The organism is Streptomyces flaveus, from assembly GCF_014647675.1.
Lineage (GTDB): Bacteria > Actinomycetota > Actinomycetes > Streptomycetales > Streptomycetaceae > Streptomyces > Streptomyces flaveus.
This window is the reverse complement of sequence record NZ_BMPQ01000036.1, coordinates 35438-59163: the sequence shown is the minus strand read 5'-3', so window position 1 is coordinate 59163 and position 23726 is coordinate 35438. Positions and strand designations below refer to the sequence as shown.

The following is a 23726-nucleotide window of genomic DNA, read 5'->3' as shown; positions in this document are numbered from 1 at the left end:
CGCCGGGTTCCCGGCAGAGCGGCGACGGCCTGCGCGTCAGTAAGGACGCCGAGCTCACGGCGCACACCTCTCGGAAACCGAGTGCGGAGCTGGCTCTGAAGCATGAGTATCGAAGCGCTTCAACGTGCCATTCTCCCTGATGGACCACCAATGAACCAGCAGAAGAAAGCATCTCGCGGTTGAGGCCCTTGTTTCACACGAAACTTGTCCGTTAACTTGCTTCTACAGGTGAAGCGCTTCGACAGCTGCCGCGGGAAGGCCGCCGCCATGAGTCATGAGTTGAACCGCAGAAGCTTCGTCAGCGCAACAGCCTCGGTCGCGTGAGCAGCCCCACCGCCCCCGCTGCCCTCCGGTCTGCGGGTCGGTGGCCCTGTGTCCGAAGCAGTTCGCCGAGCAACACGCACTCGACGGCCGCCACTGGCAGCTACTGCTCCACCTGCGGGACACCGCCGCCCGTGTCGACCTGCTCCACCCCTCGGTCAGCCGGGCCGTTTCCGCCCGGATGCCCGACACGGCCGAGCTGAGCCTGACCCTGCCCACCGCGCCGTCCGCCATCCGCCGTCCTGCTCCGCATCACCCCCACGGCCCACGGCGCTCCCTGAACCACCCCACGCCCGCATCACGAATCGACGAGAGGACCTATCGGGTGCCCCCTCTGCGCCAGCCGGACGGACGCTTCACCAACCCCGTGATCCCCGGCTTCCACCCCGACCCCAGCGTCTGCCGCGTCGGCGACGACTACTACCTGGCCTGCTCCAGCTTCGAGTACTTCCCCGGGGTGCCCCTCTTCCACAGTCGTGACCTGGTGCACTGGAGGCAGATCGGCAACGTCCTGGACCGGCCCGACCAACTGCGTCTGCCCGCCTCCATGTCGTCCTCCGGCGGGATCTACGCCCCCACCCTGCGCCACCACGACGACCGCTTCTGGCTGATCGTTACCAACTGCAGCGAGGGCGGCGGCAACCTGATCGTCACGGCCACCGACCCCGCCGGACCCTGGTCGGACCCCGTCTGGGCGCCGGGTGTCCCCGGCATCGATCCCGACCTGGTCTGGGACGAGGACGGCACCTGCTGGTGCACGGTCGCCGGGGTCTCGCAGGTCCGTATCGACCCGTCCACCGGGCAGACGTACGGCACACCGCACAGGCTCTGGTCCGGCGGACCCGGCGCCAAGGCCCCGGAGGCGCCGCACCTGTACCGGATCGGCGACTACTGGTACCTGCTCATCGCCGAGGGCGGCACCGAGCGCGGTCACGGTGTCTCGATCGCCCGCGGCCGTACGCCCCAAGGCCCGTTCGAGCCGTGCCCGGCCAACCCGATCCTCACCCATCGCGGCACCGACCACCCCGTCCAGAACACCGGGCACGCCGACCTGGTCCAAGGCCCCGACGGCTCCTGGTGGATGGTGCTGCTCGGCGTACGACCGGGCGGCGGCACCCCGGGCTGGCACGTGCTCGGCCGCGAAACGTTCCTGGCACCCGTGACCTGGGTGGACGACTGGCCGGTCGTCGGCGAGGTCGCCCTGGACCTGCCCGCACTCCCGTGGCCGCTCTCCCCCGGCCCTGTCGAGGAGCACCGGGACGACTTCGAGCTCGCCGAACTGCGACCGTCCTGGATCTCCCTGCGCGACCGGCCCGCCGAACACTGCACCACCAAGGAGCGCCCCGGATGGCTGACGCTCCGCGCGCGGAGCGGCTCCCTGGACGAGCCCGACGTGGTGTTCACCGGCCGACGCCAGCAGCATCTGTCGTGCCGTGCGCGCACTCTGGTCGATGCCGCGAAGGGAAGCGGTGGCCTCGCCGTCCGGCTCGACGAGCGGCACCACTACGCGATCGAGGTGTCCGCCGCGCGGGTGCGGGTGGTCGCGCGCGTCGGCTCCCTGCGCACGGTCGTGGCCGAACAGTCCGTGCCCGCCGGGCCGGTGGCCCTCGCCGTCACGACCACGGAACCGCCGTCTCCGCACGGACCGTGCACCGGACCCGACGTCGTCTCCCTCGGCGTCGAGCAGCCCGACGGCACGTTCACCGAGCTCGCGACCCTCGACGGCCGCTACCTGTCGACCGAGGTCGCCGGCGGCTTCACGGGCCGGGTCATCGGCATGTACGCCGCGGCAGGCACCGTCCACTTCGACTGGTTCGACTACGAGCCCCTCGACGGCTGAACCAGATCTCCTCGCCTGCTCCACCACGGATCGGATCACCCGCACGACCGACCGAAAGGGATGCGCATGAAGGACATACGGCACCTCGCGCAGCACCGCAGCCGGGGCCCAGGCCGCCTGGCCGCCCTGCTGCTGACGCTGGTCGTCATGTTGGGGCTGACCGGCGCCACCGCTCTGGCCGCGCCCGACGACACAAAGAAGGCGTCACCGTCGGCGGTCAGCGTTCCGGCTTCCGCCATGGAAGCCGTCGCGGCGATGCAGCCCAGCTGGAACCTGGGCAACACCCTGGACGCCATTCCCGACGAGGATTCCTGGGGCAACGGGCAGACCACCAAGGCGACGTTCGAGAAAATCGCCACGGACGGGTTCCGCAGCGTCCGCATCCCGGTGACCTGGAGCGACCACCAGTCCGCCACCGCGCCCTACACCATCGACGCCACCTACATGGCCCGCGTCAAGCAGCTCGTCAACTGGGCGCTGGACAGCGGCCTGTACGTCGTGCTCAACGTCCATCACGACTCGTGGATGTGGGTCGAGAAGATCACGAGCGACCACGACAACGTGATGGCGCGGTTCAACTCCACCTGGTCCCAGATCTCCACGACCTTCCGTGACGCGCCGCGCACTCTGGTCTTCGAGGGCATCAACGAGCCGAGCTTCGCCGGCGCCACAGATGCGCAGAAGTTCCAGTACCTGAGGGAGCTGCAGACCTCGTTCCACTCCGTGGTCCGCGCCTCGGGCGGCGCGAATGCGAACCGCCTGCTGAGCTTGACCACGCCGGCCGGCAGCCCCGACCAGGCCTTCATGGACGACCTGTACACCACGATCACCGCGCTGAACGACAGTCAGCTCGTGGCGCAGGTGCACTTCTACAGCTGGTACCCGTTCAGCGTGAACGTCGCGGGCGGCACCCACTACGACGCCACCGCGCAGAAGCACCTGGACGACACCTTCGCCAACATGCACAACACCTTCGTCGCCAAGGGCATCCCGCTCTACATCGGCGAGTACGGCCTGCTCGACTACCCCAATCACTTCCACCCCTCCCGCGTGGAACGGGGCGAGGCGCTGAAGTACTACGAGCACGCGGGCTACGGGGCACGCAAGTACGGCCTCACCACCGCCCTGTGGGACCCGTTCTCGTACCTGAACCGCGACACCCTCCAGTGGCGTGACCCGGCACTGTTCGCCGCGATCAAGTCGAGCTGGACCACCCGCTCGGGCACGGCCTCCTTCGACAAGGTCTTCGTGCCGAAGTCCAGCCCGGTCACCGCCAAGTCGCTCACCCTGAACCTCAACGGCACCACGTTCCGCGGGGTGTGGCAGGGCCAGTCCAAGTTGGTCGCGGGGCGGGACTACACGGTCTCCGGGAACAAGCTGACCTTCACCGCCAAGGCGCTGACCCGCCTGATCGGTGACCGCGCCTACGGCGTCAACTCGAAGCTCCAGGCCCGGTTCACGCGCGGGCTGCCTTGGGACATCGACATCGTCACCAACGACGTCCCGGTCCTGTCGGACGCCGCCGGCACCACCGACTCGTTCACCGTTCCCACCCGGTACCGGGGTAACGACCTGGCGACCATGCACGCCACGTACGCCGACGGCACCAACGCCGGCCCGACCGACTGGACGCCGTTCCAGGAGTTCAACAAGGCGTTCTCGCCCGACTATCCGAACGGCACGATCATCCTGACCCCCGAGTTCCTCGACTCGCTCCGCGACGGGGAGCCGGCGACGCTGGTCTTCCACTTCTACAGCGGCACCACCGTCACGTACCACGTCACGAAGTCCGGCAGCTCGGTCACCGGCACAGCCTCCTGACCGACCGGCCCCTCGCCCTGGTTGCCGCTCCCCGGCAGCCAGGGCACGCCTGTCCCCAGGCTCCCTCACTCCTCCTTCGGCGGAGCCGTGCTCTCCCGGACAGTGAGGGTGGTCGCGATCTCCAGTCCCACCTGCGGCACTTCCTCGCCGCGGCCGAGCACCAGAGCCGGCTCGGTGGCGGCCGCCGCCATCTCGGCCAGCGGCTGATGGACCGTGGTCAAGGGCGGATCCATCCAGGCCACGGCCGGTACGTCGTCGAAACCCACCACGCTGAGATCGTGCGGGATACGCAGGCGAAGCTCACGCGCGGCCTGGTAGACACCGTGCGTCTGCATGTCGTTGGCGGTGAACACGGTGGTGGGGCGGTCGGAGCGGGTGAGCGGCCCCCGCGCCGCGGCGTACCCGTGCTCGCGCGTGAGCTGGGTCTTCACCACCAGGCCGGGTTCCATAAGAGGGATCTTGTCCTCGTCATCGTGAGACTCCTCTTCTCAAGCCGCGGCTCTTCACACGCGGGTCCACTTCTGGTTGGCCTGGCCGTTGCAGGTCCACAGGACCAGCGGGGTTCCGTTGGCGGTGCCGGCGCCGTTGGCGTCGAGGCACAGCCCGGCGTGGACGTTGCGGATCGATCCGTCGGAGCCGACGGTCCATTTCTGGTTGTTCTGGCCGTTGCAGGGCCAGGTGATGACCCGGGTGCCGTTGGTGGTGCCCTGGTTGTAGGCGTCCAGGCACTTGTCGCCGAAGACGCGGATCTCGCCGCCGGCCCACGTGGTCCACAGCTGGTTGGCGGCCGTGTGGCAGTCCCACAGCAGAACCGTGGCCCCGGCGGCGGTGGAGGCGTTGTCCACGTCCACGCAGCGGCCGGAGGTATTGCCCCGCAGCCGCGAGGTGGTGGCGGCGAGCGGGCTGCCGCCGGTCATCCGGAAAACGGCGACTCCGTGCGCGGGGACGCTCGCCGAGATCTGCCCCGTCGTGCTCGACGTGCTGCCGGTCCACAGGTCGGTGAGGGTGAACGGCCCGCCGGACAGGCCGACTTGCGCGGCTGTGGTGTTGACCGTCGCTGTGCCCTCTCCCCGGTTGAACAGGCCCACCGCGACCGAGCCGTCCGACAGAGGCTTGGCGAACACCTCGGTGCCGCCGTCGTCGCGCACCCTGCGCCCGCCCGCACCCAGCGAGTCCTGGTTCACCGCCAGCAGACGCGGGTTGCGCAGGATGGCGCTCACGTCGGCGGACATGGTGCGGATGTCGTTGCCGGCCATGAGCGGGGCGCCCATCAGCGCCCACAGGGCGAAGTGGGAACGGGACTCGGTCAGTGACAGGCCGGGACGGCCGACGACCAGCATGTCGGGGTCGTTCCAGTGGCCCGGGCCCGACTGCGCGGCGAGCGGCGCGGTGACGTCCAGGACGTTGCCGACGCCCATCGGATAGCTGTTGGTGTTGCCGTTCTGCCAGATGTCGAGCAGGTCCTCGGTCGTCCGCCACAGGTCGGCGACCTCGCCCCAGTTGTACGTGGCGCCAGTGATGGCGTGGAAGCTGTTGGGGTTGATGCTGTAGACGATCGGCCGCCCGGTGGCACGCAGGGCGTCGCGCATGAGCGAGAACCGCGCGACCTGCTCGTCACGAGTACCGCTGGAGGAACACCAGTCGTACTTGAGGTAGTCGACGCCCCACGAGGCGAACGTGTTGGCATCCTGGACCTCGTGCCCCCTGCTGCCCGTCGCCCCGGGATAGGCGCCGGTCGTCTGCGCGCAGGTGCGCTCGCCCGGCACCTGGTAGATGCCGAACTTCAGGCCCTTGCTGTGGATGTAGTCCCCGAGGGCCTTCATCCCGCTCGGGAACTTGGCCGGATTGGCACGCAGGTTGCCTGCCGCGTTGCGCTGCGGATCGAACCAGCAGTCGTCGACCACGACGTACCGGTAGCCGGCGTCCCGCATACCGGAGGACACCATGGCGTCGGCGGCCTGGCGGACCTGCGCTTCGGTGATCCCGCACCCGAAGCTGTTCCAGCTGTTCCACCCGAGAGGTGGGGTGAGCGCCGGGCTGCCCGGCGCGGCCGAGGCGGTGGGCTGAGAGGAGGCCGTCACGGACGCGGTGATCGTCAGCACAGCGGTCGCGAGGAGACGGAGCAATCGTCCGCCTGATCGTCTGGACACCTGGGGCTCCTTTTCCGGTGGATCACGCAAGGGGGTCCGAAATTTCGGACGTCATTCGGAAACTGAGAGCCTCACGGATACTAGAGAGGCGAGCGGTCATGTCAACACGTCCGGCAAACCTGCCATGCCTTGCACGCCAAGGACTGGGGATTCGGCACATCCTGGCTCACCCGACTAACTGACCTGCACTGATTCGCACCTAAATAGGTTCGAATGTTTCGAGACATCCTACGAATCATGCGGGAGCCCTTGACGACACCTATCGTCCCTCTATCATCCAGGTTGCTCGACAGCTCGATTTGTATTCGATATTCCGAACACGCCAGAGCCGCTCCACTCGAACCCGGCAGGGTACTTCCGGGTTGCGCCACCACAACGGCCGAGCCGCAAGGAGCATGCCACCCATGTATATGTCATGGCCCCATCAATATCTTTCCCGTCGTCGCGCGCTGGCGGCCGCCACCGGCCTGGCCACCGGCGCGATCCTGCCTCTGGCCGCAGCCCAGGAGCCGGCCCGCGCAGCCGCCGCGGCGTACACGAACCCGGTGATCTGGCAGGACTTCGCGGACATCGACATCATCCGCGTCGGCGACACCTTCTACGCCTCGGCCTCGACGATGCACTATTCGCCGGGCGCGCCCGTCCTGCGGTCGTACGACCTGGTGAACTGGGAGATCGCCGGCCACTCGTTGCCCGTCCTCGACTTCGGCGCCAAGTACGACCTGAACGGTGCCCGTGGCTACGTCCGGGGCGTCTGGGCGTCGTCGCTGGCCTACCGTCCGAGCAACAGGACGTTCTACTGGCTGGGCCAGATCGACTTCACCCGGACCTACATCTACACCGCCACCGCCGTCGAGGGGCCGTGGAGCAGGCTGACGACGATCAGCACGCCCTACTACGACGCGGGTCTGCTCGTGGACAGCGACGACACCCTGTATGTGGCCTACGGGAACACCACCATCAGCGTGGCCCAGCTCTCGCCCGACGGCCGCAACCAGGTGCGCACGCAGCAGGTGTTCACCACACCGTCGAGTGTCGGCACCCTGGAGGGTGCCCGCTTCTACAAGATCAACGGGCAGTACTACATCTTCCTGACCCGCCCCGCGAACGGGCAGTACATCCTGAAGTCGTCGAGCGGCCCCTTCGGTCCCTACACGATGCGGCAGGTGCTCCTCGACCTGCGCGGGCCGATCCCCGGCGGTGGCGTCCCGCACCAGGGCGGACTGGTGCGGACGCAGAGCGGCGCCTGGTACTACATGGCCTTCGTCGACGCGTACCCCGGCGGCCGGATGCCCGCCCTGGCGCCGATCACCTGGACCTCGGACGGCTGGCCCGTCGTGCAACTCGTCAACGGCGCGTGGGGCACCTCGTATCCCAGCCCGGCCGTGCCCACCCCACCCCGCCAGGTCACCCCCATGACCGGCGTCGACGCCTTCGACGGCACGACCCTCAAACCGAGGTGGGAGTGGAACCACAACCCGGACAACACCAAGTGGTCGATCGACAACGGCCTGACACTGCGGACCGCGACCGTCACCAACGACCTGTACTGGGCCCGTAACACCCTCACTCACCGCATCCAGGGCCCCACCTCCACCGCCATGGTCCAGCTTGACCACTCCGCGATGCGCGACGGCGACCGGGCCGGACTCGCGCTGCTGCGTGACTCGTCCGCCTGGATCGGCGTCAAGCGCGACGGCGGCGCGACGCGGGTGGTGATGGTCAACGGGCTGACCATGGACGGCAATTGGAACACCACCGGCACCGGCACCGAGGTCGCGAGCGTGCCCGTCTCAGGCGGCCGCATCTGGCTGAGCGCGAGCGCGGACATCCGCCCCGGCGCGGCACGCCCAGGCACCTTCTCCTACAGCACCGACGGCACCACCTTCACCCGCCTCGGACCTGCCTTCTCCCTGGGCAACGACTGGCGGTTCTTCATGGGATACCGATTCGCCCTCTTCAACCACGCCACCCAGGCACTCGGCGGCGCGGTCCGCGTCACGCGGTTCGAGCTGTCCACACCCTGAACGATCGGAGGATCGCACACCCAACCCCCCACCCAACCGTACGAGGAGAACCATGAACCCGCTGAAACGACTCGGCCGTCGCCGAGCCTCGCTCTTAGGTCTGGCAGCCGTCATGGCCCTGGTGACGCCCGGCACCGCGAACGGCGCACCCGACGCGGCCAAGGCCGGCACGCTGGGCGCCCAAGCCGCCCAGTCCGGACGCTACTTCGGCACCGCCGTGGCCGCCGGACGGCTCAGCGACGGCACGTACACCTCGATCCTGGATCGCGAGTTCAACTCGGTCACGCCCGAGAACGAGATGAAGTGGGACGCGACCGAGCGATCCCGCGGGCAGTTCACCTTCGGCGCCGCCGACCAGATCGTGAACCGCGCGGCGGCCCGCGGTCAGCGCGTGCGCGGCCACACCCTTGTCTGGCACTCCCAGCTGCCCGGCTGGGTCAGCTCCATCAGGGACGCGAACACGCTGCGCGGCGTGATGAACAACCACATCACCACGGTGATGAACCGCTACAAGGGCCGGATCCACTCCTGGGACGTGGTCAACGAGGCCTTTGCCGACGGCGGCAGCGGCCAGCTCCGCGGCTCGGTCTTCCGGGACGTGCTGGGCAACGGCTTCCTCGAGCAGGCGTTCCGCACTGCCCGGACGGCCGACCCGGCGGCCAAGCTCTGCTACAACGACTACAACATCGAGGACTGGAACGCCGCGAAGACCCAGGGTGTCTACCGCATGGTGCGCGACTTCAAGGCGCGCGGCGTGCCCATCGACTGCGTCGGCCTCCAGGCCCACTTCGGCGCCGGCGGTCCGCCCGCCAGTTTCCAGACGACGCTGTCGAACTTCGCCGCCCTCGGTGTGGACGTCCAGATCACCGAGCTGGACATCGCGCAGGCGCCGCCGAACGCGTACGCGAACACGGTCAGGGCCTGCATGAACGTCGCGCGCTGCACCGGCATCACCGTCTGGGGCATCCGCGACAGCGACTCCTGGCGGGCGTCGGAGAACCCCCTGCTGTTCGACCGCGGCGGCAACAAGAAGCCGGCGTACAACGCGGTGCTGACGACGCTGGGCGGCACGCCCGCCGCCACCCAGAGCGCCCCCAACGCCGCCGCCCTGCCCGGTAGTTACTCGTGGAGCTCGAGCGGCCAGCTGATCTCACCGAAGCCGGACGCCACCCACAACATCGCCGGGATCAAGGACCCGACGGTCGTCCACCACAACGGCAAGTACCACGTGTTCGCCAGTACCGCGAGCTCCTCCGGATACAACCTGGCGTACCTGAACTTCAGTGACTGGTCCCAGGCCGGCTCGGCCACGCACCACTATCTGGACCGCAGCGCCATCGGGCAGGGGTACCGGGCCGCGCCGCAGGTGTTCTACTACGCGCCGCAACGCCTGTGGTACCTCGTGTACCAGACGGGCAACGCCTCGTACTCCACCAACCCCGACATCAGCAACCCGAACGGGTGGAGCGCTCCGCGCAACTTCTACTCGTCGATGCCGGACATCATCCGGCAGAACATCGGCAACGGCCACTGGGTCGACATGTGGGTGATCTGCGACAGCGCCAACTGCTACCTGTTCTCCTCCGACGACAACGGGCACCTCTACCGCTCCCAGACGACCGTCGGCCAGTTCCCGAACGGCTTCACCAACACCGTCATCGCGGCGCAGGACTCCAAGTACGCCCTGTTCGAGGCGAGCAATGTGTACAAGGTGCAGGGCAGTAATCAGTATCTGCTCCTGGTCGAGGCAATCGGATCGGACGGCCGACGCTACTTCCGCTCCTGGACCTCAGGCAGCCTGGCCGGCTCCTGGACGCCCCTCGCAGCATCCGAGAGCAATCCGTTCGCACGGGCCAACAACGTCACCTTCCCGTCAGGAGCCTGGACCAGGGACATCAGCCACGGCGAGATGATCCGTGCCGGCTACGACCAGACACTCACCATTCCCTCCTGTCGGCTCCAGTACCTCTACCAGGGCATGAACCCCAACGCGGGCGGCGACTACAACCTCCTCCCGTGGCGGCTCGGCCTGCTCACCCAGACCAACTCGACCTGCTGACCGACCGTACCGGTGGGGAACGCCTCCTGTGGGAGCGCTCCCCATGCTCACCGGCGACCTTCGGACGCACCCCCGTCAGAAAGCCGAGGTACCCGTCATGCGCCGCAGACTCCTCGCCCTGGTGGCAGCGCTCTCCTCACTGCCGCTGGCGCTCACCGCCGCACCGTCCGCCCACGCGGCCGACCCGACGACCATGACCAACGGGTTCTACGTGGACCCCGACTCCAGCGCGAAGCGGTGGGTCGCCGCCAACTCCGGCGACGGCCGGACACCCGCGATCAACGCCTCCATCGCCAACACACCGACGGCCCGCTGGTTCGGCTCCTGGAGCGGCACCATCGGCACGGCGACCGGCGCGTACGTGGGCGCCGCGGACGCCGGTGACAAGCTGCCCATCCTCGTCGCCTACAACATCTACAACCGCGACTACTGCGGCGGGCACTCCGCGGGCGGAGCCTCCTCGCCGTCCGCCTACGCGAACTGGATCGCCCAGTTCGCGGGCGGGATCGCGGGCCGCCCGGCCGTCATCGTCCTCGAACCGGACTCCCTCGGGGACTACGGCTGCATGACCCAGGCCCAGATCGACGAACGCGAGGGCATGCTCACCGGCGCGCTCGCCGAGTTCAACCGCCAGGCTCCCAACACCTGGGTCTATCTCGACGCCGGCAACCCGGCCTGGGCGAGCGCGGCGACCATGGCCCAACGCCTCCACGAAGCCGGCCTCCGACAGGCCCACGGTTTCTCGCTCAACGTCTCCAACTACCTGACCACGGCCGAGAACACCGCTTACGGCAACGCCGTCAACAGGGAACTCGGCGCCCGGTACGGCTACACCAAGCCGTTCGTCGTGGACACCAGCCGCAACGGCAACGGCTCCAACGGCCAGTGGTGCAACCCTTCAGGCCGCCGTATCGGAACCCCCACCCAGCTGGGCGGAGGCGCCGAGATGCTCTTGTGGATCAAGGTACCGGGCGAGTCCGACGGCAACTGCGGCGTGGGAAGCGGCTCCTCGGCCGGACAGTTCCTCCCGGAGGTCGCCTACAAGATGATCTACGGCTACTGATCCGGGGCCGCCCGCGATTCGCGGACTACAACGGGGGCCGTAACGAGGAGGGCTGCTCGAAGGACGCGAAGCTCACCTCGGCCATCGCCACCGCCTGCACGCAGGGCCTGCGCGGATGTGCGCATACGACGTCGAAGCCCTGGCCGGCACCGCAATTCGGTGGTGGGCGAGGCCTGGTAGCGACGCCGGGCCGGATCGTAGGAGGGGTCGTGTTGCCGTCCAGGGTCCACAGGTCCGACCAGTCCGAGATGCGGTGGGACCAGAAGGCCGGCTTCAGTGTTCGTTGAAGGTGTCGGAGTCGCTGTACGTGGCGGGCAGATGGTCGACGAAGCCGTGGAACACGGCCAGGGTGTGCCGGAGACCGACACCGGGCTCGTTGTCGACCTGCCGGCCTGTTCCCGGTGCCGCGGTGGCGGATGTCACCGGTCCCCCGCGGCAGACCCCGGTGCGGCGAGGACCCGGACGTCCCAGGCGCCGAGCCGCACGGGCGTACCGGCCGGGACCACGCCGCCGTCCAGGGCGTCGGTCAGGTCCACCGGGGCCTGGGCGGTGGCCGACTGCCAGCTCCAGTTGTGGACTACATGGACGCGCCGGCCGTCGGGGGCGGTGCCGGTGCCGGTGCCGGTGGCGACGGTGACCGAGTCCGGCAGGCCCTGCCAGCCGCTGCACGGCGAGGGCGCGAGCCACGCGGCGAGCGCGCGGGCCAGATCGCGGCCGGGCACGGTGCCCACGCACGTGACGCGGCCCGCGCCGTGGCGGCGGGTGGTGACGGCGGGCCAGCGCCCGAAGTGCGGGTGGTCGTACTCGGCCAGGACGTCGGCGTCCTCGACGACCAGGCCCTCCACCCAACGGGTGGCCACCGCGTCGGCGGGCAGCTGGAGCGGGCTGTCCGGTACGGTGCGCAGCGGCAGGTCGGCGTACAGGTTGCTGAACTCGTCGTACCGGACGCCCGCGGCCCGAACCAGTCGCGCCGGCGTCACCTCGTGGCGTGCCCGCGCCTCGTGGTCGCCGTAGCCAGTGCGGGGACCGAGGACGAGGTGGCCGCCCGCCTCCGCGTAGGCGCCGAGCCAGTCGAGCATCCCGTCGTCCGCCACGTACAGGGCGGGAGCGATGAGCACGGGGTGCAGCTCGGCCGCCGACTCCGGTGCCAGTCCTGGGTGTTCGCCGCGCGGGTCGTGCAACTGACGGGCGTGCAGGATCCGTACCTGGCGCCCGGCCTCGAACGCACCCCGGTAGAACGGCTCGAAGATGCCCTCGTACGCACCCGCGTCCGGTGCGATCCCGGCGACCAGGTCTCCGGCCCGCTCGAACTCGGCGCCCAGACGGGCGAGTTCGCGGTATGCGGGGCCCGGTCGTCCGCTGTGCGGGAGGATCCCGCCCCAGTACGTCTCGGCGCCGAAGTGCAGCGTGTGCCAGTGCCAGTACTCGATCATGCGGGCCCCGCGCGCGACCAGCGCCCACGCGGCCTGCCGCCACTGCCCGTCGAAGGCGGGCCGGTTGTCGGAAGTGCCGCCGATGGCCTGGGCGTTGGTCTCCGTGATCAGGAACGGCTCCTGGCGCGAGGAGTAGATCCGGTCGGCGCTGTGGTGCAGCGCCCACGCCCCGTACGCCATCCACTGCTGCGGCAGCTTCTCGCGCGGCGGCTCGGGCATCGTGAGGCTGTCCTGCATGTCGTAGTACGGGTTGCCCGCGGTGATGTCCAGGCTGTCGGTGAGCTCGTCGTCCTCCAGGCCCGGGGAGCCGTAGGCGAGGCACGTGGTGACGAACTGGCCGGGCCGCGCGTACTCGCGCACGATGCCGGCCTGCCAGGCGATGAACTCGGTGGTCTGGCGCGCCTGGAACGCCTGCCAGGCAAGGTCGTACTGCGGCTGCGCGTTGCCCTCCGGGGTCCACAGGTCGGCCCAGGTGGACAGCCGGTGCGACCAGTACACCAGCCCCCACTCGCGGTTGAGGGTCTCCACATCGCCGTAGCGCTGCCGCAGGTCGTCGACGAACCGCTGGAAGACACCGTGGTTGTGCGGCAGTCGCGGGCCGGGCTCGTTGTCCACCTGGAAGCCGATGACCGCGGGGTGGGCGGCATAGCGGGCCGCGATCGCACGGATCACCCGCTCCGCGTGGAAACGGAAGGCCGGGTGCGTGAAGTCGACCTCCTGCCGGGCGCCCCACGCGGCGCGGCGCCCGGTGGCGTCCTCGGCGGCGGTCTCCGGGTACTGCCGGGCCAGCCACGGCGGTACCGCGTAGGTGGGAGTGCCGAGGACGACGGAGATGCCGCGCTCGTGGGCGCCGTCGAGGACGGGTTGCAGCCAGTCGAGTTCGAACCGGCCGTTCTCCGGTTCCCAGGTGGACCAGACCGACTCGCCGACGCGGATGACGGTGAACTTCGCCTCCGCCATGAGATCGAGGTCGGTCTTGAGCCGCTCGTACGGCTGGTACTCGTGGTAGTAGGCGGCACCGAACAGGACGCGCGCGGGCAGATCAGTCATGCGAAGCCCTCAAGAGACGTATGGGTGTAGGTGGTGGAGAGCAGCGTCACCGCTGCGCCGTCACGCAGCGAGCCGAGGAACTTGCGAGTGAGGGTGTTGTTCTCGTAGCCGGGGGTACGGCGACAACGGCGCATCTGGTGGCTCATGGCAGCAGCAGCAGCCCCTCAGAGGATCGTCGAAGCGCTTCACCAACCTATGCCTCTTCTCGCTCGTGGGGTCACAACACCCGTACTGAGGCTCCGATGCGCGTGCCCATCGGAGCCTCAGCGCCGTCAGGCCAGGCCGAACCGCTCGGCGTGCACCTGCAGGTGGGGAACCTTCAGGCTGCGCAGGGCGCTGAGCACGGCCGAGGTCATCGCGGGCGGGCCACAGACGTACACGTCGCGTTCGGTTATGTCGGGAACCAGGGCACGGAGGCTCTCCGGCTCGAACGGCGGGCTGCCTTCCCCCGTGCGGCCGGTGAGCAGGTGCAGCCGTCCGCCGCGGTCCGCGACCAGAGTTCGTACCTCGTCGACCAGTACGGCGTCGTCCTCGCTGCGTACCCGGTAGAGCACGACGACGTCGCCTGCCGGTTCCTCCTCCAACAGGGCTCGAACCGGCGTGATCCCCACTCCTCCGGCGATCAGCAGCGCGCCGGGCCGCGTTCGATGCAACGAGGTGAACGCCCCGTACGGCCCCTCGACGAACGCGCGGCTCCCGACCGGGACATGGCGCAGGCCTGCGCTGGCGCTGCCGACCGCCTTGGCGGTCAGGCGCAACGTGCGGCCGTCGGGTGCCGCCGACAGTGAGAACGGATTGGCCTGCCACCAGTGGTTGTGCCCGGGGAACCGCCAGATGCAGAACTGGCCCGCCCTGGCCGGCAGCCTGTCGAGGTGGCGGCCGGTGATGTGCACCGACACCACGTCGTCCGACTCCGGCACCACCGCCGTGACCTCGAACCGGTGATAGGCGTTGCGCCACAGAGGCATCACGATCCGCCCCGTGACGAGGGCACCGAACGCGAAGAGCCACAGGGCCCACCAGTAGATCATCGCGGGCGCGGAGGAGCTGAAGGTCGTGGTCTCCTGCAACTGGTGGACGAACGCCAGCCCCAACGCCAGGTACAGCAGCAGGTGCACGCCGTGCCAGGTCTCGTACCGCAGCCGCCGCCTCACCTGTCGGGCGGAGACCGCGGCGACCACGACGACGATCGCCGCGGCCAGCATCCCGAGCAGGGAGGCCGGCACTCCGGCCAGCGCGAAGAACGTCTTCGTCATCGGCGCGTCATCGAGCCTCGCGTAGCCCAGCACCACCAGCACGGCGTGGGTGAGGAGGGTCCACAGCAGGGTGAAGCCGACCCACCGGTGCCACACCGTCAACCGGTCCATGCCGATACGGCGGTCGAGCCACGGCAGCCGGGCCACCAGCAGCAGCTGGAACAGCATCAGCACGGCGGCGTGCAGACCGAAGAACTTGGCGACCGTGAGCACCCCGTTCTTGCCGGTCCCGGCGGTGAGGAACAAGACCTCGACGATCACCAAGTTGACGATGACAAACGTCCACAGCGCCCACCGCGCCGCGACGACCGGAAGTATGGTGCCCCGTCGCACCTGTGTACTTGTCTCCCCCACCGTTTCCCCCTCTGTGCATGTGACGCACTGGCGCCCGGTACCCGAGAGGTCGCGGCGGACCCGAGCGTCCCGCTCCGATACGGCCCCTGGGCGGGGCAAGGATACGGAGCATGGCGAGAAGTTGACCCTGCTTGGCCTCAACTGTTCTTGTTTCGCGCCCGCAGGGGTGTGGACCGGCATCGGTTCCTGCAGCCGGTCCTGGCCCCTCGCCGGTCGCCGACATCCCTGTCGGCGTCGGGTCAGCTCGTCACGCGGAAGGTGGCGTCGCCGCGCCCTGTCGCCGTGGTGATCGGGTCGAGGCGGAGTTGGTAGGCGTAGTGGCGGATGTAGCGGTCGGGGTGGTTGTACGACTGGAACGACGACCAGCTTGCGTCGGCGAGTCCGGCGACCTTGCGGAAGGTGGCGTCCGCGGCGAACTGGGTGGTGCCGTCGTTGTAGGCCAGCTGGAAGTCGTATCCGGAGTGCCGCAGGAAGTAGCCGGGGAAGTTCACCGACTCGAAGGAGACGGTGCCGGAGCCTGCCAGGCCGGTCCGCAGCCGGAACTGGGAGTCGGCGGCGGGGCTGACGTTGGGGTCGATGCGCACGTCCATGTTGGCGTGCCGCACGTACCGGTCCTGGAAGTTGTACGACTGGAGCCGGTTGACCGTGGTGTTGGGCCAGCGGGCCTGTACGCGGCTCTCCTCGGCGGCCGTCAGGTTCAGGATCGAGCCGTGGCGCTTCTTGGTGCCGCCCAGGTTGTAGCTGCCCGACGCCGGGAGCTTGTAGGTGCCGGAGGCGGACGGGTTGGTCGTCGTGACCGGCATGTAACCGCGGCTCGTGGCGTACTGGTCGAGGTAGAGGGTCCACTCGTTGCGGTCGCGGAACTTCAGCCACATCGGACCCTCGACCTGGGAGCCGGTCAGTCCGATGCCGGAGAGGTTGCCGAGGTTGGTCCAGGTGCCGAGGATCGAGTTGCTGCCTTCGAGGGTGATCTGGCCGTCACCGGAAGCCCGTACGTAGCGGTAGTTGCCCACGCCGCTCGGCATCTCGACGATCTGGGTGTCGATGATTTCCTGGGTACCGGGGCGCTCGATGTAGACCTGCGGGGTGGTGATGGAGCGGAAGTCGCTGGTGCGGGCGTAGTAGATGCGGTGCTTCGTCGCGCCGTTGAGGGGCTTGTTCGTCGCCCAGTACAGGACGTAGTCGTTGGTGGCCGGGTTCCAGATCGCCTCCGGCGCCCACGCGTTGCGTCCGTCGGGAATCGCTCCGGCGACATTGAGCAGCCACGGCTGCGACCAGGTGACCAGGTCCGTCGACTCCCACACCACGAGGTTGCGGCTGCCGTTGTTGATGGAGTCCGACCATGACTGTCCGCAGTCGATGCACAGGTCGGTCGCGATGATCCAGTACTTGCTGCCGTCGGGGGAACGGACCAGTGCGGGGTCACGCACCCCACGCGTACCGACCGTGGAACGCAGGGCCATCCCTCCGCCGTTGAGATCACTCCAGTTCAGGCCGTCCGCGCTGTGTGAGAAGTAGATCTGCTGACCGGTCGCCCCCTCCCCGATGAAGTGCGTCATCAGATAGCCCGGATCGGCGGCGGCAGCCCGCTCCGGTGTGGTCAGGGCCTGGCCTGTGAAGAGCAGGCACACGGCGAGCAATATCGCCGACAGCCGGGCGCGAAGCGCGGACATGTCCATCTCCTGTCGTTCTGCGAATGCCACTATCGGGCGAAAAGGAGCGAAGCAGGCTCAACCAGGGGGCCAGTCTCAGTATTGGTGGGACAGGGTCGCCTGCCGCACGACGTGGAAGGGGTGGTCGGATCCGGGCACCGGCTTCCCGTCCGGTCAACATGAGTGTGCGACCTGTCGAACAGTGTTCGCGATGTCGGGCAGACGTTAAATGTGAGTAACAGGGTGCGTCAATACCTTCGGCATGTGGCAAGCCGTCCGGCTGCGCCCACCACAGAACTCCGGTACGCCCCAGCGAGAAATCGAAGGCAACCTTTTCGCTCTCTGCGGCCACTGAGCAGTGCACCATCGGCTCGATCTTCTGGACGGACAGGTATGAAGACAGCGAGGCAGGCCGCACGTCAGCGCAGGCAAAGACGCAGGCTTGTGCTGGGCACCACCTTGGCGGTGACCGCCGCGGGCGTTCTCGCCTACCTGGTCATGGGGCTCCCCGACCGCGAGGCGGAGGCAGGGAATGCCGCGGCCACATCAGTCGCCACCTCCAAGGTGAGAAGCACCCCCACGACGGGCACCTCGAGCGCGTCGCCGAGCCCTCCCGCGACCAGCACACCGAAACCGAAACGGACACCGAAGGCCGCTGAGAAGACCCGTGCAGCGAGCCCTTCGGCCAAAGCCACTCCGCGGCCCCCGCGAACGGCGCCCACCACGCCATCGTTGGCGGGACGGATTCGGCCCAACACTCCCTACACCGGGGTCGCCACCGCCTACGAGGCCGCGGACGGAAACGGTGCCTGCCTGTTCGGCCCGAGTCCCGACCTCATGATCGCGGCCATGAACGCCACGGACTACGAGACGTCCAGGGCATGCGGCGCGTACGTGCTCGTCCGCGCGGCCAACGGCAAGTCGATCACGGTACGGATCACCAACGTATGCCCCCTGCCCTGCGCACCCGGGCAACTCGACCTCAGCCAACAGGCCTTCGCCAAGCTCGCCGACCTCAAGGTCGGCCGGATACCGATCACCTGGAAGCTGCTGAGTCCCAGCACGTCCGACACGATCTCCATCAGATACAAGGACGGGTCCAGCCGTTATTGGTGCGGCATCCAGGCGATCGGCCACCGCAACCCGGTCGCGCGCCTGGAGGTCCGGGCCGGCGGCGGCTGGCGGCAGTTGCCCCGTACCGAATACAACTACTTCATCTCCGACAGCGGCAGCGGGTGCGGCGGCTCGATCAGAGTCACGGACATCTACGGAGAACGACTGACCATCAACGGGATCGCGATACGGCCGGACGTCGCGCAACCGACCGGTGTTCAGTTCGCCCGGCACTGACGACGGTTCCGGCAGCAGGCTCGGAGCGCCGCGTTGGCGGGCCGCGGAGCGCTCCGAGCGAGCCGGTCAGAACGGGCAGGTCAGAGCGGGCAGGTGTCCATCCAGCGCGTGACCAGGGAGGTGTTGTTCTTGTCGGCGTCACGTACGGGACCGCACAGGAACGGGCTGAAGCGGGTGTCGGCACGCAGCCAGAGACTGAGGAACGACACGATCCACTTGCCCTGCTTGGCCTTGTTGCCGGAGCCTGTCATCGGGCACAGATGGTCGCCCGGAACCTCGATGTAGAGCTTCTCGGCCCGGGACATGGAGTTGTACCAGGGCACCGCGTAGCTGTTGCCGTGAGCGACAGGGTCGCTTTGGCAGGTCAGGAAGAACGTGGGATCGGTGACCGCGGAGAAGTTCTGGTTCGGGTAGTACGGGGCCGTGGGCACGCCCGCCCGGAAGCGCGCGTCGTCCCGGAGGGCCGCCATCACGCCACCGCCGCCCATCGAGTGACCGACCGCGCCGAGCGTGCCGTTGAGCTTCCCGGATATCGGGTTGCCGGTGGCGTTGCCGAGCGCGAGCAGCTGGGTGCCGGCGGCGGTGATCTGGCGGCCACGTGATGCGGGATCGTCGGTGAGTGTGTTGGTGCCGACGTTGATGACGACGAAGCCCCAGGAGGCGAGGCGGGGTGCGAGCCACTGCAGGTTCTGCTGGGTGCCCTGATAGCCAGGCATCAGTACGACGCCCGGATACGAGCCACTGTTCCTGGGGTACGTGACCGTGCCGGAGCCGTACCCGGTTGGCCTGGGAACGGTGTAAGTGGCGGTGGTCAGCGGCCCGTTGGTGGCCTCCAGGGAGGCAGTCGTCGGGTCCGGGACGGCGGCGGCCGCCGGCGGGGCGGCGGCTGTCAGCAGAGTCAGCGCCAAGCCGATGGTGGTCACCAGGGCGATCAGTGCCGTCATGGCACGGGGTCGGGTCCGTAACTGCACGGTCGTGTTGGTCGAACGACGGGATGGATCCATTGATTTACCTCCGGATAGCGTGAGAGTGCGGTAACCGGACAGTGGAGTGCGCGAAGGGGTGCCGTGTGCGGCGGCTACCGGGACTGTTCGAAGAGCCAGTCGATGACCACGTCGTTCTCGTAGGTCTGGGCCCATGAGAGGTGTGGGTTCACCGGTGTCGTTCCGGGCGTGTAGCTCGTGAACAGTACGTGGCTGCGCGTGGCCCGGGCCTGCCGTAGGAGCGCCCGGGACCGGGCCTCGAACTGAGCCTTCGGCAGATCGTTGGCCCACTCCCCACGGCTGACCCGTGCGCCGGCGGTCTCCAGCGCGTTCATCAGTGTCCAGGTGCCGGGCTTGCCGAATCGGCCCTCCCGGTAGGGGACGACCGGGTCGTCGACGGAGTGGTCGGCCCAGATCGGGATGTGCGTGATCCTGTCCATGGTGGCCGGGTCGCCCCACCCGGCCGTGGGCAGGGCGGCCGCGAACACCTCGGGTCGCTTCGCCAGCAGACTGTAGATACCGCGCCCACCTGAGGACAGGCCGACGAGATAGAGCCGGGCTGTGTCCACGTTTCGGGAGTGCTCGCTCACGAAGGTGTCGATGAGTTCGATCAGAGCGGCCTGGACCTTGGCGTCGGTCCAGTCCGTGCCGTCCGGTCCGTCCATGGGACGGGGCAGGGGGATCTGCGGCGAGAGGACGAACGTGGGGTCGCGGCGCTGTCGTTCGGGTTTGGCGAACGTGACCGCGATCCGGTTGGAGGTGAGCTGGGTCATGTTGTTGTCGGCGACTTCGCCACCGCCGTGCAGGGTGACGACGAGTGGGTACCGCTTGCGCGTCTGCGGGTTCCGTACGAATCCCTCGGGCTGGTACAGCCGGAAGTCCAGTTCGAAACCTGCGGAGTCAGTGAAGGAACCGGCGGCGAAGTCGTCGACCACGGGAGTGATGACGTCGTCGTTCCGGCTCGCGAACGGACCGGCCTTGAGTACGGGTTCACCTCCCGGGGTGCGCACGTCCTCCACCTGTCTGACGGAGTACGCGCGGTCGAGAGGGAGGGGATCGGTGCTGCCCGCGGCCCGCGCGTTGGAGTCGTTCGGGTCGAGTTCGATGATCAGGCGGTCCCCCGGCCGTCCTGGGCGAGATCGGTCGTCCACCTCGGCGGTGGTGCTGGAGTAGACCCGGGTCACCGTGCGAGCCGCTGTCTGCCCGCCCACGGTGGCCTTCACCTGGAAGGCCGAGGGCGGGACCACCCCGCCGCGCAGGTCAAGGCGATACGAGTACTGGAGGGCGATGGCTGTCACCAGCCAGTTGTTCCTCGGAGTCACCTGCGTGACGAGGTCCGTTCGCAGGACCGGATTGCGCCCCGAAGTCGCTTGTCGTCCTTGAGAGTTGGCTGTCGTGGTGTCGGCGGCCGAGGCGGTTGCCGTGCTCACGGCCGGCGCCGCGACCGCACCTGCTGTGACTGCGAGTGCCGTACGTCTGGTGATGCGTCTCATGCGTCGTCCTCGTCTCGGTCGGTGGGGCACCCGGACCGGGTGCCTGGTGTGTGTGGAGGTGTTCGCCCTGCTACCAACTCCCGGAAGCGGGCGGCACGTTGGAGGTCTGAGCGGCATGTGCGGTGGCTGCCGGGAGCCCGCGGCCGGCGGGGACTCCGCTCAGGCCCGGGACACCGGTCACAGGGGGAACGCACCGGTCAGCAGGGCGCCGGCGGTCATGACCAGCGTGGTGGCGAAGGCCCAGCGGAAGATGAAGCGCTGGTGTTCGCCGAGCGACACACCGCTCATGCCGACCAGGATGAACGTGGACGCGGTGAGCGGACTGAGCGGGAACCCCGTGGTCATCTGGCCGAGAATGGCGGCCCTGGCGACCTCGGCCGGGTCCGTACCGAAGCCCTGCGCGGTCTCGGCGAGTACGGGCAGTACGCCGAAGTAGTAGGCGTCCGGAGTGAAGACCAGGCTCAGCGGCATGCCGGTGACGGCCACCGCGACGGGCAGGTGCGAGCCGAAGGAGTCGGGGACGACGGAGACGAGCGCCTCGGCCATCTCGTCGATCATTTTGGTGCCGGTGAGGATCCCGGTGAGGACGCCGGCCGCGAAGATCATCGTGGTGACGAGGACCACGCTCTTGGCGTGCTTGTCGAGCAGCGCCTGTTGCTGTTCCCAGGTGGGGTGGTTGACCAGCAGCGCGATCGCGAACCCGAGGACGAACAGCACCGGAAGCGGCATCACTTCCTGGATCAGGCAGACCACGAGGGTGATGGTGAGCAGGAGATTGAAGACGTTCAGCCAGGTCCGCCGGGTCCGCGGCAGCGGCGGGACCCGGACGGTGCCGGGCCCGTCCCCGGGAGCACGGAGGGCCTGACGCTCCCCGTCAGCCGTCGTGGGAGTGGCGTGCCGGCTCGACTCGGATTCCGTGGTCGCCGGGACCGTCGTCGAAGCGGCGGGTTCACGGTCGTCCCGCTCGTCCTCGCCCTCGCGCACGTCCGTGGCCGGACCCTGCGGGGACAGCGCGGCAAGACGGTTGCGCTCCCGGCGGCCGAGCAGGTAGGAGGCCAGCAGCACCCAGGCGACACCGAAGCCCATCGCGGGCAGCACGGGGTTGAAGACCTCGGAACTGTCCAGCTTCAGCGCCGCCATGGCGCGTACGGTCGGGCCACCCCAGGGGACCATGTTCATCACGCCCGCGCCCAGGCAGACCACTCCGGACAGCACCAGGGGGTTCATGCCGAGCCTCTTGTAGACCGGCAGCAGTGCGGAGACGGTGATGAGGAAGGTGGAAGCGCCGTCGCCGTCCAGGGCCACGCACAGGGTGAGGACGGCCGTGGCGACGGTGATCCGCAACGGGTCGCCCTGCGCCACTCGCAACAGACCGCGGATCAGGGGGTCGAAGAGCCCGGCGTCCACCATCAGGCTGAAGTACAGGACCGCGAAGGCGATCATGATGCCGGTGGGGGCCACCTTGGAAAGTCCATCGAGTATCAACTCGCCCAGATCGCCCGCGAATCCGCCGATGAGCGCCGCCAGCACCGGAAGCAGGATCAGAGCGACCAGTACCGAGGCGCGTTTGGTCATGGTGAGCAGCAGTAAGACGGCGATCGTGGCGAAGCCCAGGGCTGCCAGCATGGCGGCGCTCGCTTTCTCGGGGACGGCCCTCGGCGGGGCTGGGCGGGGGAGGCAGGCCGAGGTGTTACGCGAGAGTTTCGGAGCACCGGCGGATCGGTGTCCAGCATCAAACCGAGATCTGTCCATGCGTTAAGCGCATCAATTCAAGTGGGCGAGCCTTATGCTCGTCGGCCATGGAGGCCACCACCCTGCGTCAACTGGCGGCGTACGCGGCCGTCGCCCGGGCCGCGAGCTTCACCGCGGCCGCCGCGGAGATGCACGTGTCCCAGTCCTCGCTCAGCCGCGCGGTCGCGGATCTGGAGCGACAGCTCGGCGTGCAACTCCTCGAACGGGACACCCGTAACGTGCAGTTGACCGCGGCGGGCGTCGAGGCCCTGCGTGTCGCCGAGCAGATCGTCACCGCTCACCGGGCGGGCATGAAGGAGCTCGGGCGATACCTGCTCGGCGAGTCGGGAACGGTCGCCGTGGCCACCCTTCCCTCCGTCGCCGCGGTGCTCCTGCCGCAGGTGATCTCCGACTTCCGCGAGCGGCGGCCACAGGTGGCGGTACGACTCCTCGACGGCCTGGAGCGGTCGGTACTGGACCGGGTCCTGTCCGGCGACGCCGACTTCGCGATCACCACCGTCGGTAACCCGCCGGAGCAGTTGGAGCACCGCCCCCTGGTCAGGGACCGCTTCGTCGCGGTGCTGCCGGAAGGCCACCCGCTCGCGGACCGCCACGAGATCGCCTGGGACGACCTGGCTCGTCAGCCGTTCCTGGCCGTCGGGCGCGACTCGAGCGTGCGCCGGCTCACCGACGCGGCGTTCGCCCAGATCGACGCGCACGCGGTACCGGCGGCCGAGGCGGGCAGTATCGCGACCGTGGGCGGACTGGTGACCGCCGGCCTCGGGGTGTCGGCGATGCCCGCCCTCGTACTCCCGCTCATGGGTGCCGGCCCTGTCGTCTGCCGCCCTCTGGTGGACCCCGTGGTGGACCGGCGCCTGGACATCGCGCTGCGCGCACGGCGAACGCTCCCGACCGTGACGGAGCGGTTCCTGGAGACGCTCGAAGAGTTCCGCCTCCAGGGGCGTCCACTTCCGTCCGGGGTTTCGTGGGCTTGAGGCCGCGTACCGACCCTCCCTCATTCATGCGTTCTTCGCATGGATTGATGGCCTTCTGTTGCTCGACAGGCATTTCTCCGCTCCGGCAGTCTGAGGACAACGGCGACGGCCGCGCCGCACCAACGCGGACGACGCTGTCGGGACCCAC

17 protein-coding genes are annotated in these 23726 nt (G+C 68.7%); 7 read left to right on the top strand and 10 right to left on the bottom strand.

What is annotated here, in order from left to right:
- The first annotated feature begins 364 nt into the window (after positions 1–364).
- Positions 365–2161 (top strand): glycoside hydrolase family 43 protein, encoded by a 1797-nt coding sequence (locus tag IEZ21_RS40300; RefSeq protein ID WP_246568681.1) that lies wholly within the window; start codon positions 365–367, stop codon positions 2159–2161.
- A gap of 66 nt (positions 2162–2227) precedes the next feature.
- A complete protein-coding gene (locus IEZ21_RS40295) occupies positions 2228–3982 on the top strand; it encodes a cellulase family glycosylhydrolase (protein WP_189326788.1) in 1755 nt (584 codons plus the stop codon).
- Positions 3983–4047: 65 nt separating this feature from the next.
- Here the strand turns inward: IEZ21_RS40295 and IEZ21_RS40290 are convergent, their stop codons facing one another.
- Positions 4048–4431 carry a substrate-binding domain-containing protein gene (locus tag IEZ21_RS40290; RefSeq protein ID WP_373302360.1) on the bottom strand — a complete coding sequence of 128 codons (384 nt, stop codon included), beginning with the start codon at positions 4429–4431 and terminating at the stop codon, positions 4048–4050.
- A 54-nt stretch (positions 4432–4485) separates the two neighbouring features.
- Positions 4486–6132: a glycoside hydrolase family 27 protein gene (locus IEZ21_RS40285; RefSeq protein ID WP_189326787.1), complete on the bottom strand. Its 1647-nt coding sequence runs from the start codon at positions 6130–6132 to the stop codon at positions 4486–4488.
- Positions 6133–6536: 404 nt separating this feature from the next.
- Between IEZ21_RS40285 and IEZ21_RS40280 the strand changes: the two genes are divergently transcribed.
- The 3 genes from IEZ21_RS40280 (at position 6537) to IEZ21_RS40270 (ending at position 11281) form a co-directional block, all read left to right on the top strand.
- Positions 6537–8159 (top strand): glycoside hydrolase family 43 protein, encoded by a 1623-nt coding sequence (locus IEZ21_RS40280; RefSeq protein WP_246568679.1) that lies wholly within the window; start codon positions 6537–6539, stop codon positions 8157–8159.
- A gap of 52 nt (positions 8160–8211) precedes the next feature.
- Positions 8212–10218 (top strand): glycoside hydrolase, encoded by a 2007-nt coding sequence (locus IEZ21_RS40275; protein ID WP_189326786.1) that lies wholly within the window; start codon positions 8212–8214, stop codon positions 10216–10218.
- A gap of 97 nt (positions 10219–10315) precedes the next feature.
- Positions 10316–11281: a glycoside hydrolase family 6 protein gene (locus IEZ21_RS40270; RefSeq protein WP_189326785.1), complete on the top strand. Its 966-nt coding sequence runs from the start codon at positions 10316–10318 to the stop codon at positions 11279–11281.
- A 273-nt stretch (positions 11282–11554) separates the two neighbouring features.
- Here the strand turns inward: IEZ21_RS40270 and IEZ21_RS40265 are convergent, their stop codons facing one another.
- The 5 genes from IEZ21_RS40265 to IEZ21_RS40245 all read right to left on the bottom strand — a co-directional run bounded on the left by IEZ21_RS40265 (position 11555) and on the right by IEZ21_RS40245 (position 17047).
- On the bottom strand, positions 11555–11704 hold the full coding sequence (locus tag IEZ21_RS40265) for a hypothetical protein (RefSeq protein WP_189326784.1): 150 nt from the start codon (positions 11702–11704) through the stop codon (positions 11555–11557).
- Complete coding sequence (locus IEZ21_RS40260) at positions 11701–13764, bottom strand: beta-galactosidase (protein ID WP_189326783.1); 2064 nt, start codon at positions 13762–13764, stop codon at positions 11701–11703. Before IEZ21_RS40260 ends, IEZ21_RS40265 begins: the two co-directional genes overlap by 4 nt.
- A complete protein-coding gene (locus tag IEZ21_RS40255) occupies positions 13761–13910 on the bottom strand; it encodes a hypothetical protein (protein ID WP_189326782.1) in 150 nt (49 codons plus the stop codon). The genes IEZ21_RS40260 and IEZ21_RS40255 overlap by 4 nt, the downstream gene beginning before the upstream one ends.
- A 126-nt stretch (positions 13911–14036) precedes the next feature.
- The gene (locus tag IEZ21_RS40250; protein ID WP_189326781.1) at positions 14037–15353 is read right to left on the bottom strand and encodes a ferredoxin reductase family protein; all 1317 of its coding nucleotides are present in this window, start codon (positions 15351–15353) and stop codon (positions 14037–14039) included.
- Between the two features lie 260 nt (positions 15354–15613).
- A complete protein-coding gene (locus IEZ21_RS40245) occupies positions 15614–17047 on the bottom strand; it encodes a glycoside hydrolase family 43 protein (RefSeq protein WP_189326780.1) in 1434 nt (477 codons plus the stop codon).
- 711 nt (positions 17048–17758) lie between these two features.
- Between IEZ21_RS40245 and IEZ21_RS48690 the strand changes: the two genes are divergently transcribed.
- A complete protein-coding gene (locus IEZ21_RS48690) occupies positions 17759–18376 on the top strand; it encodes an expansin EXLX1 family cellulose-binding protein (RefSeq protein ID WP_308429696.1) in 618 nt (205 codons plus the stop codon).
- Positions 18377–18456: 80 nt separating this feature from the next.
- Here the strand turns inward: IEZ21_RS48690 and IEZ21_RS40235 are convergent, their stop codons facing one another.
- The 3 genes from IEZ21_RS40235 to IEZ21_RS40225 form a co-directional block, all read right to left on the bottom strand.
- Positions 18457–19320, bottom strand: coding sequence for a poly(ethylene terephthalate) hydrolase family protein (locus IEZ21_RS40235; RefSeq protein WP_246568677.1), 864 nt, complete (start codon positions 19318–19320; stop codon positions 18457–18459).
- 134 nt (positions 19321–19454) lie between these two features.
- Positions 19455–20852, bottom strand: coding sequence for a prolyl oligopeptidase family serine peptidase (locus IEZ21_RS40230; RefSeq protein WP_189326777.1), 1398 nt, complete (start codon positions 20850–20852; stop codon positions 19455–19457).
- Positions 20853–21029: 177 nt separating this feature from the next.
- On the bottom strand, positions 21030–22478 hold the full coding sequence (locus IEZ21_RS40225; RefSeq protein WP_189326776.1) for a CitMHS family transporter: 1449 nt from the start codon (positions 22476–22478) through the stop codon (positions 21030–21032).
- Between the two features lie 173 nt (positions 22479–22651).
- Between IEZ21_RS40225 and IEZ21_RS40220 the strand changes: the two genes are divergently transcribed.
- Positions 22652–23578, top strand: a complete 927-nt coding sequence (locus IEZ21_RS40220) for a LysR family transcriptional regulator (RefSeq protein ID WP_189326775.1) — start codon at positions 22652–22654, stop codon at positions 23576–23578.
- The last annotated feature ends 148 nt before the right edge of the window (positions 23579–23726 follow it).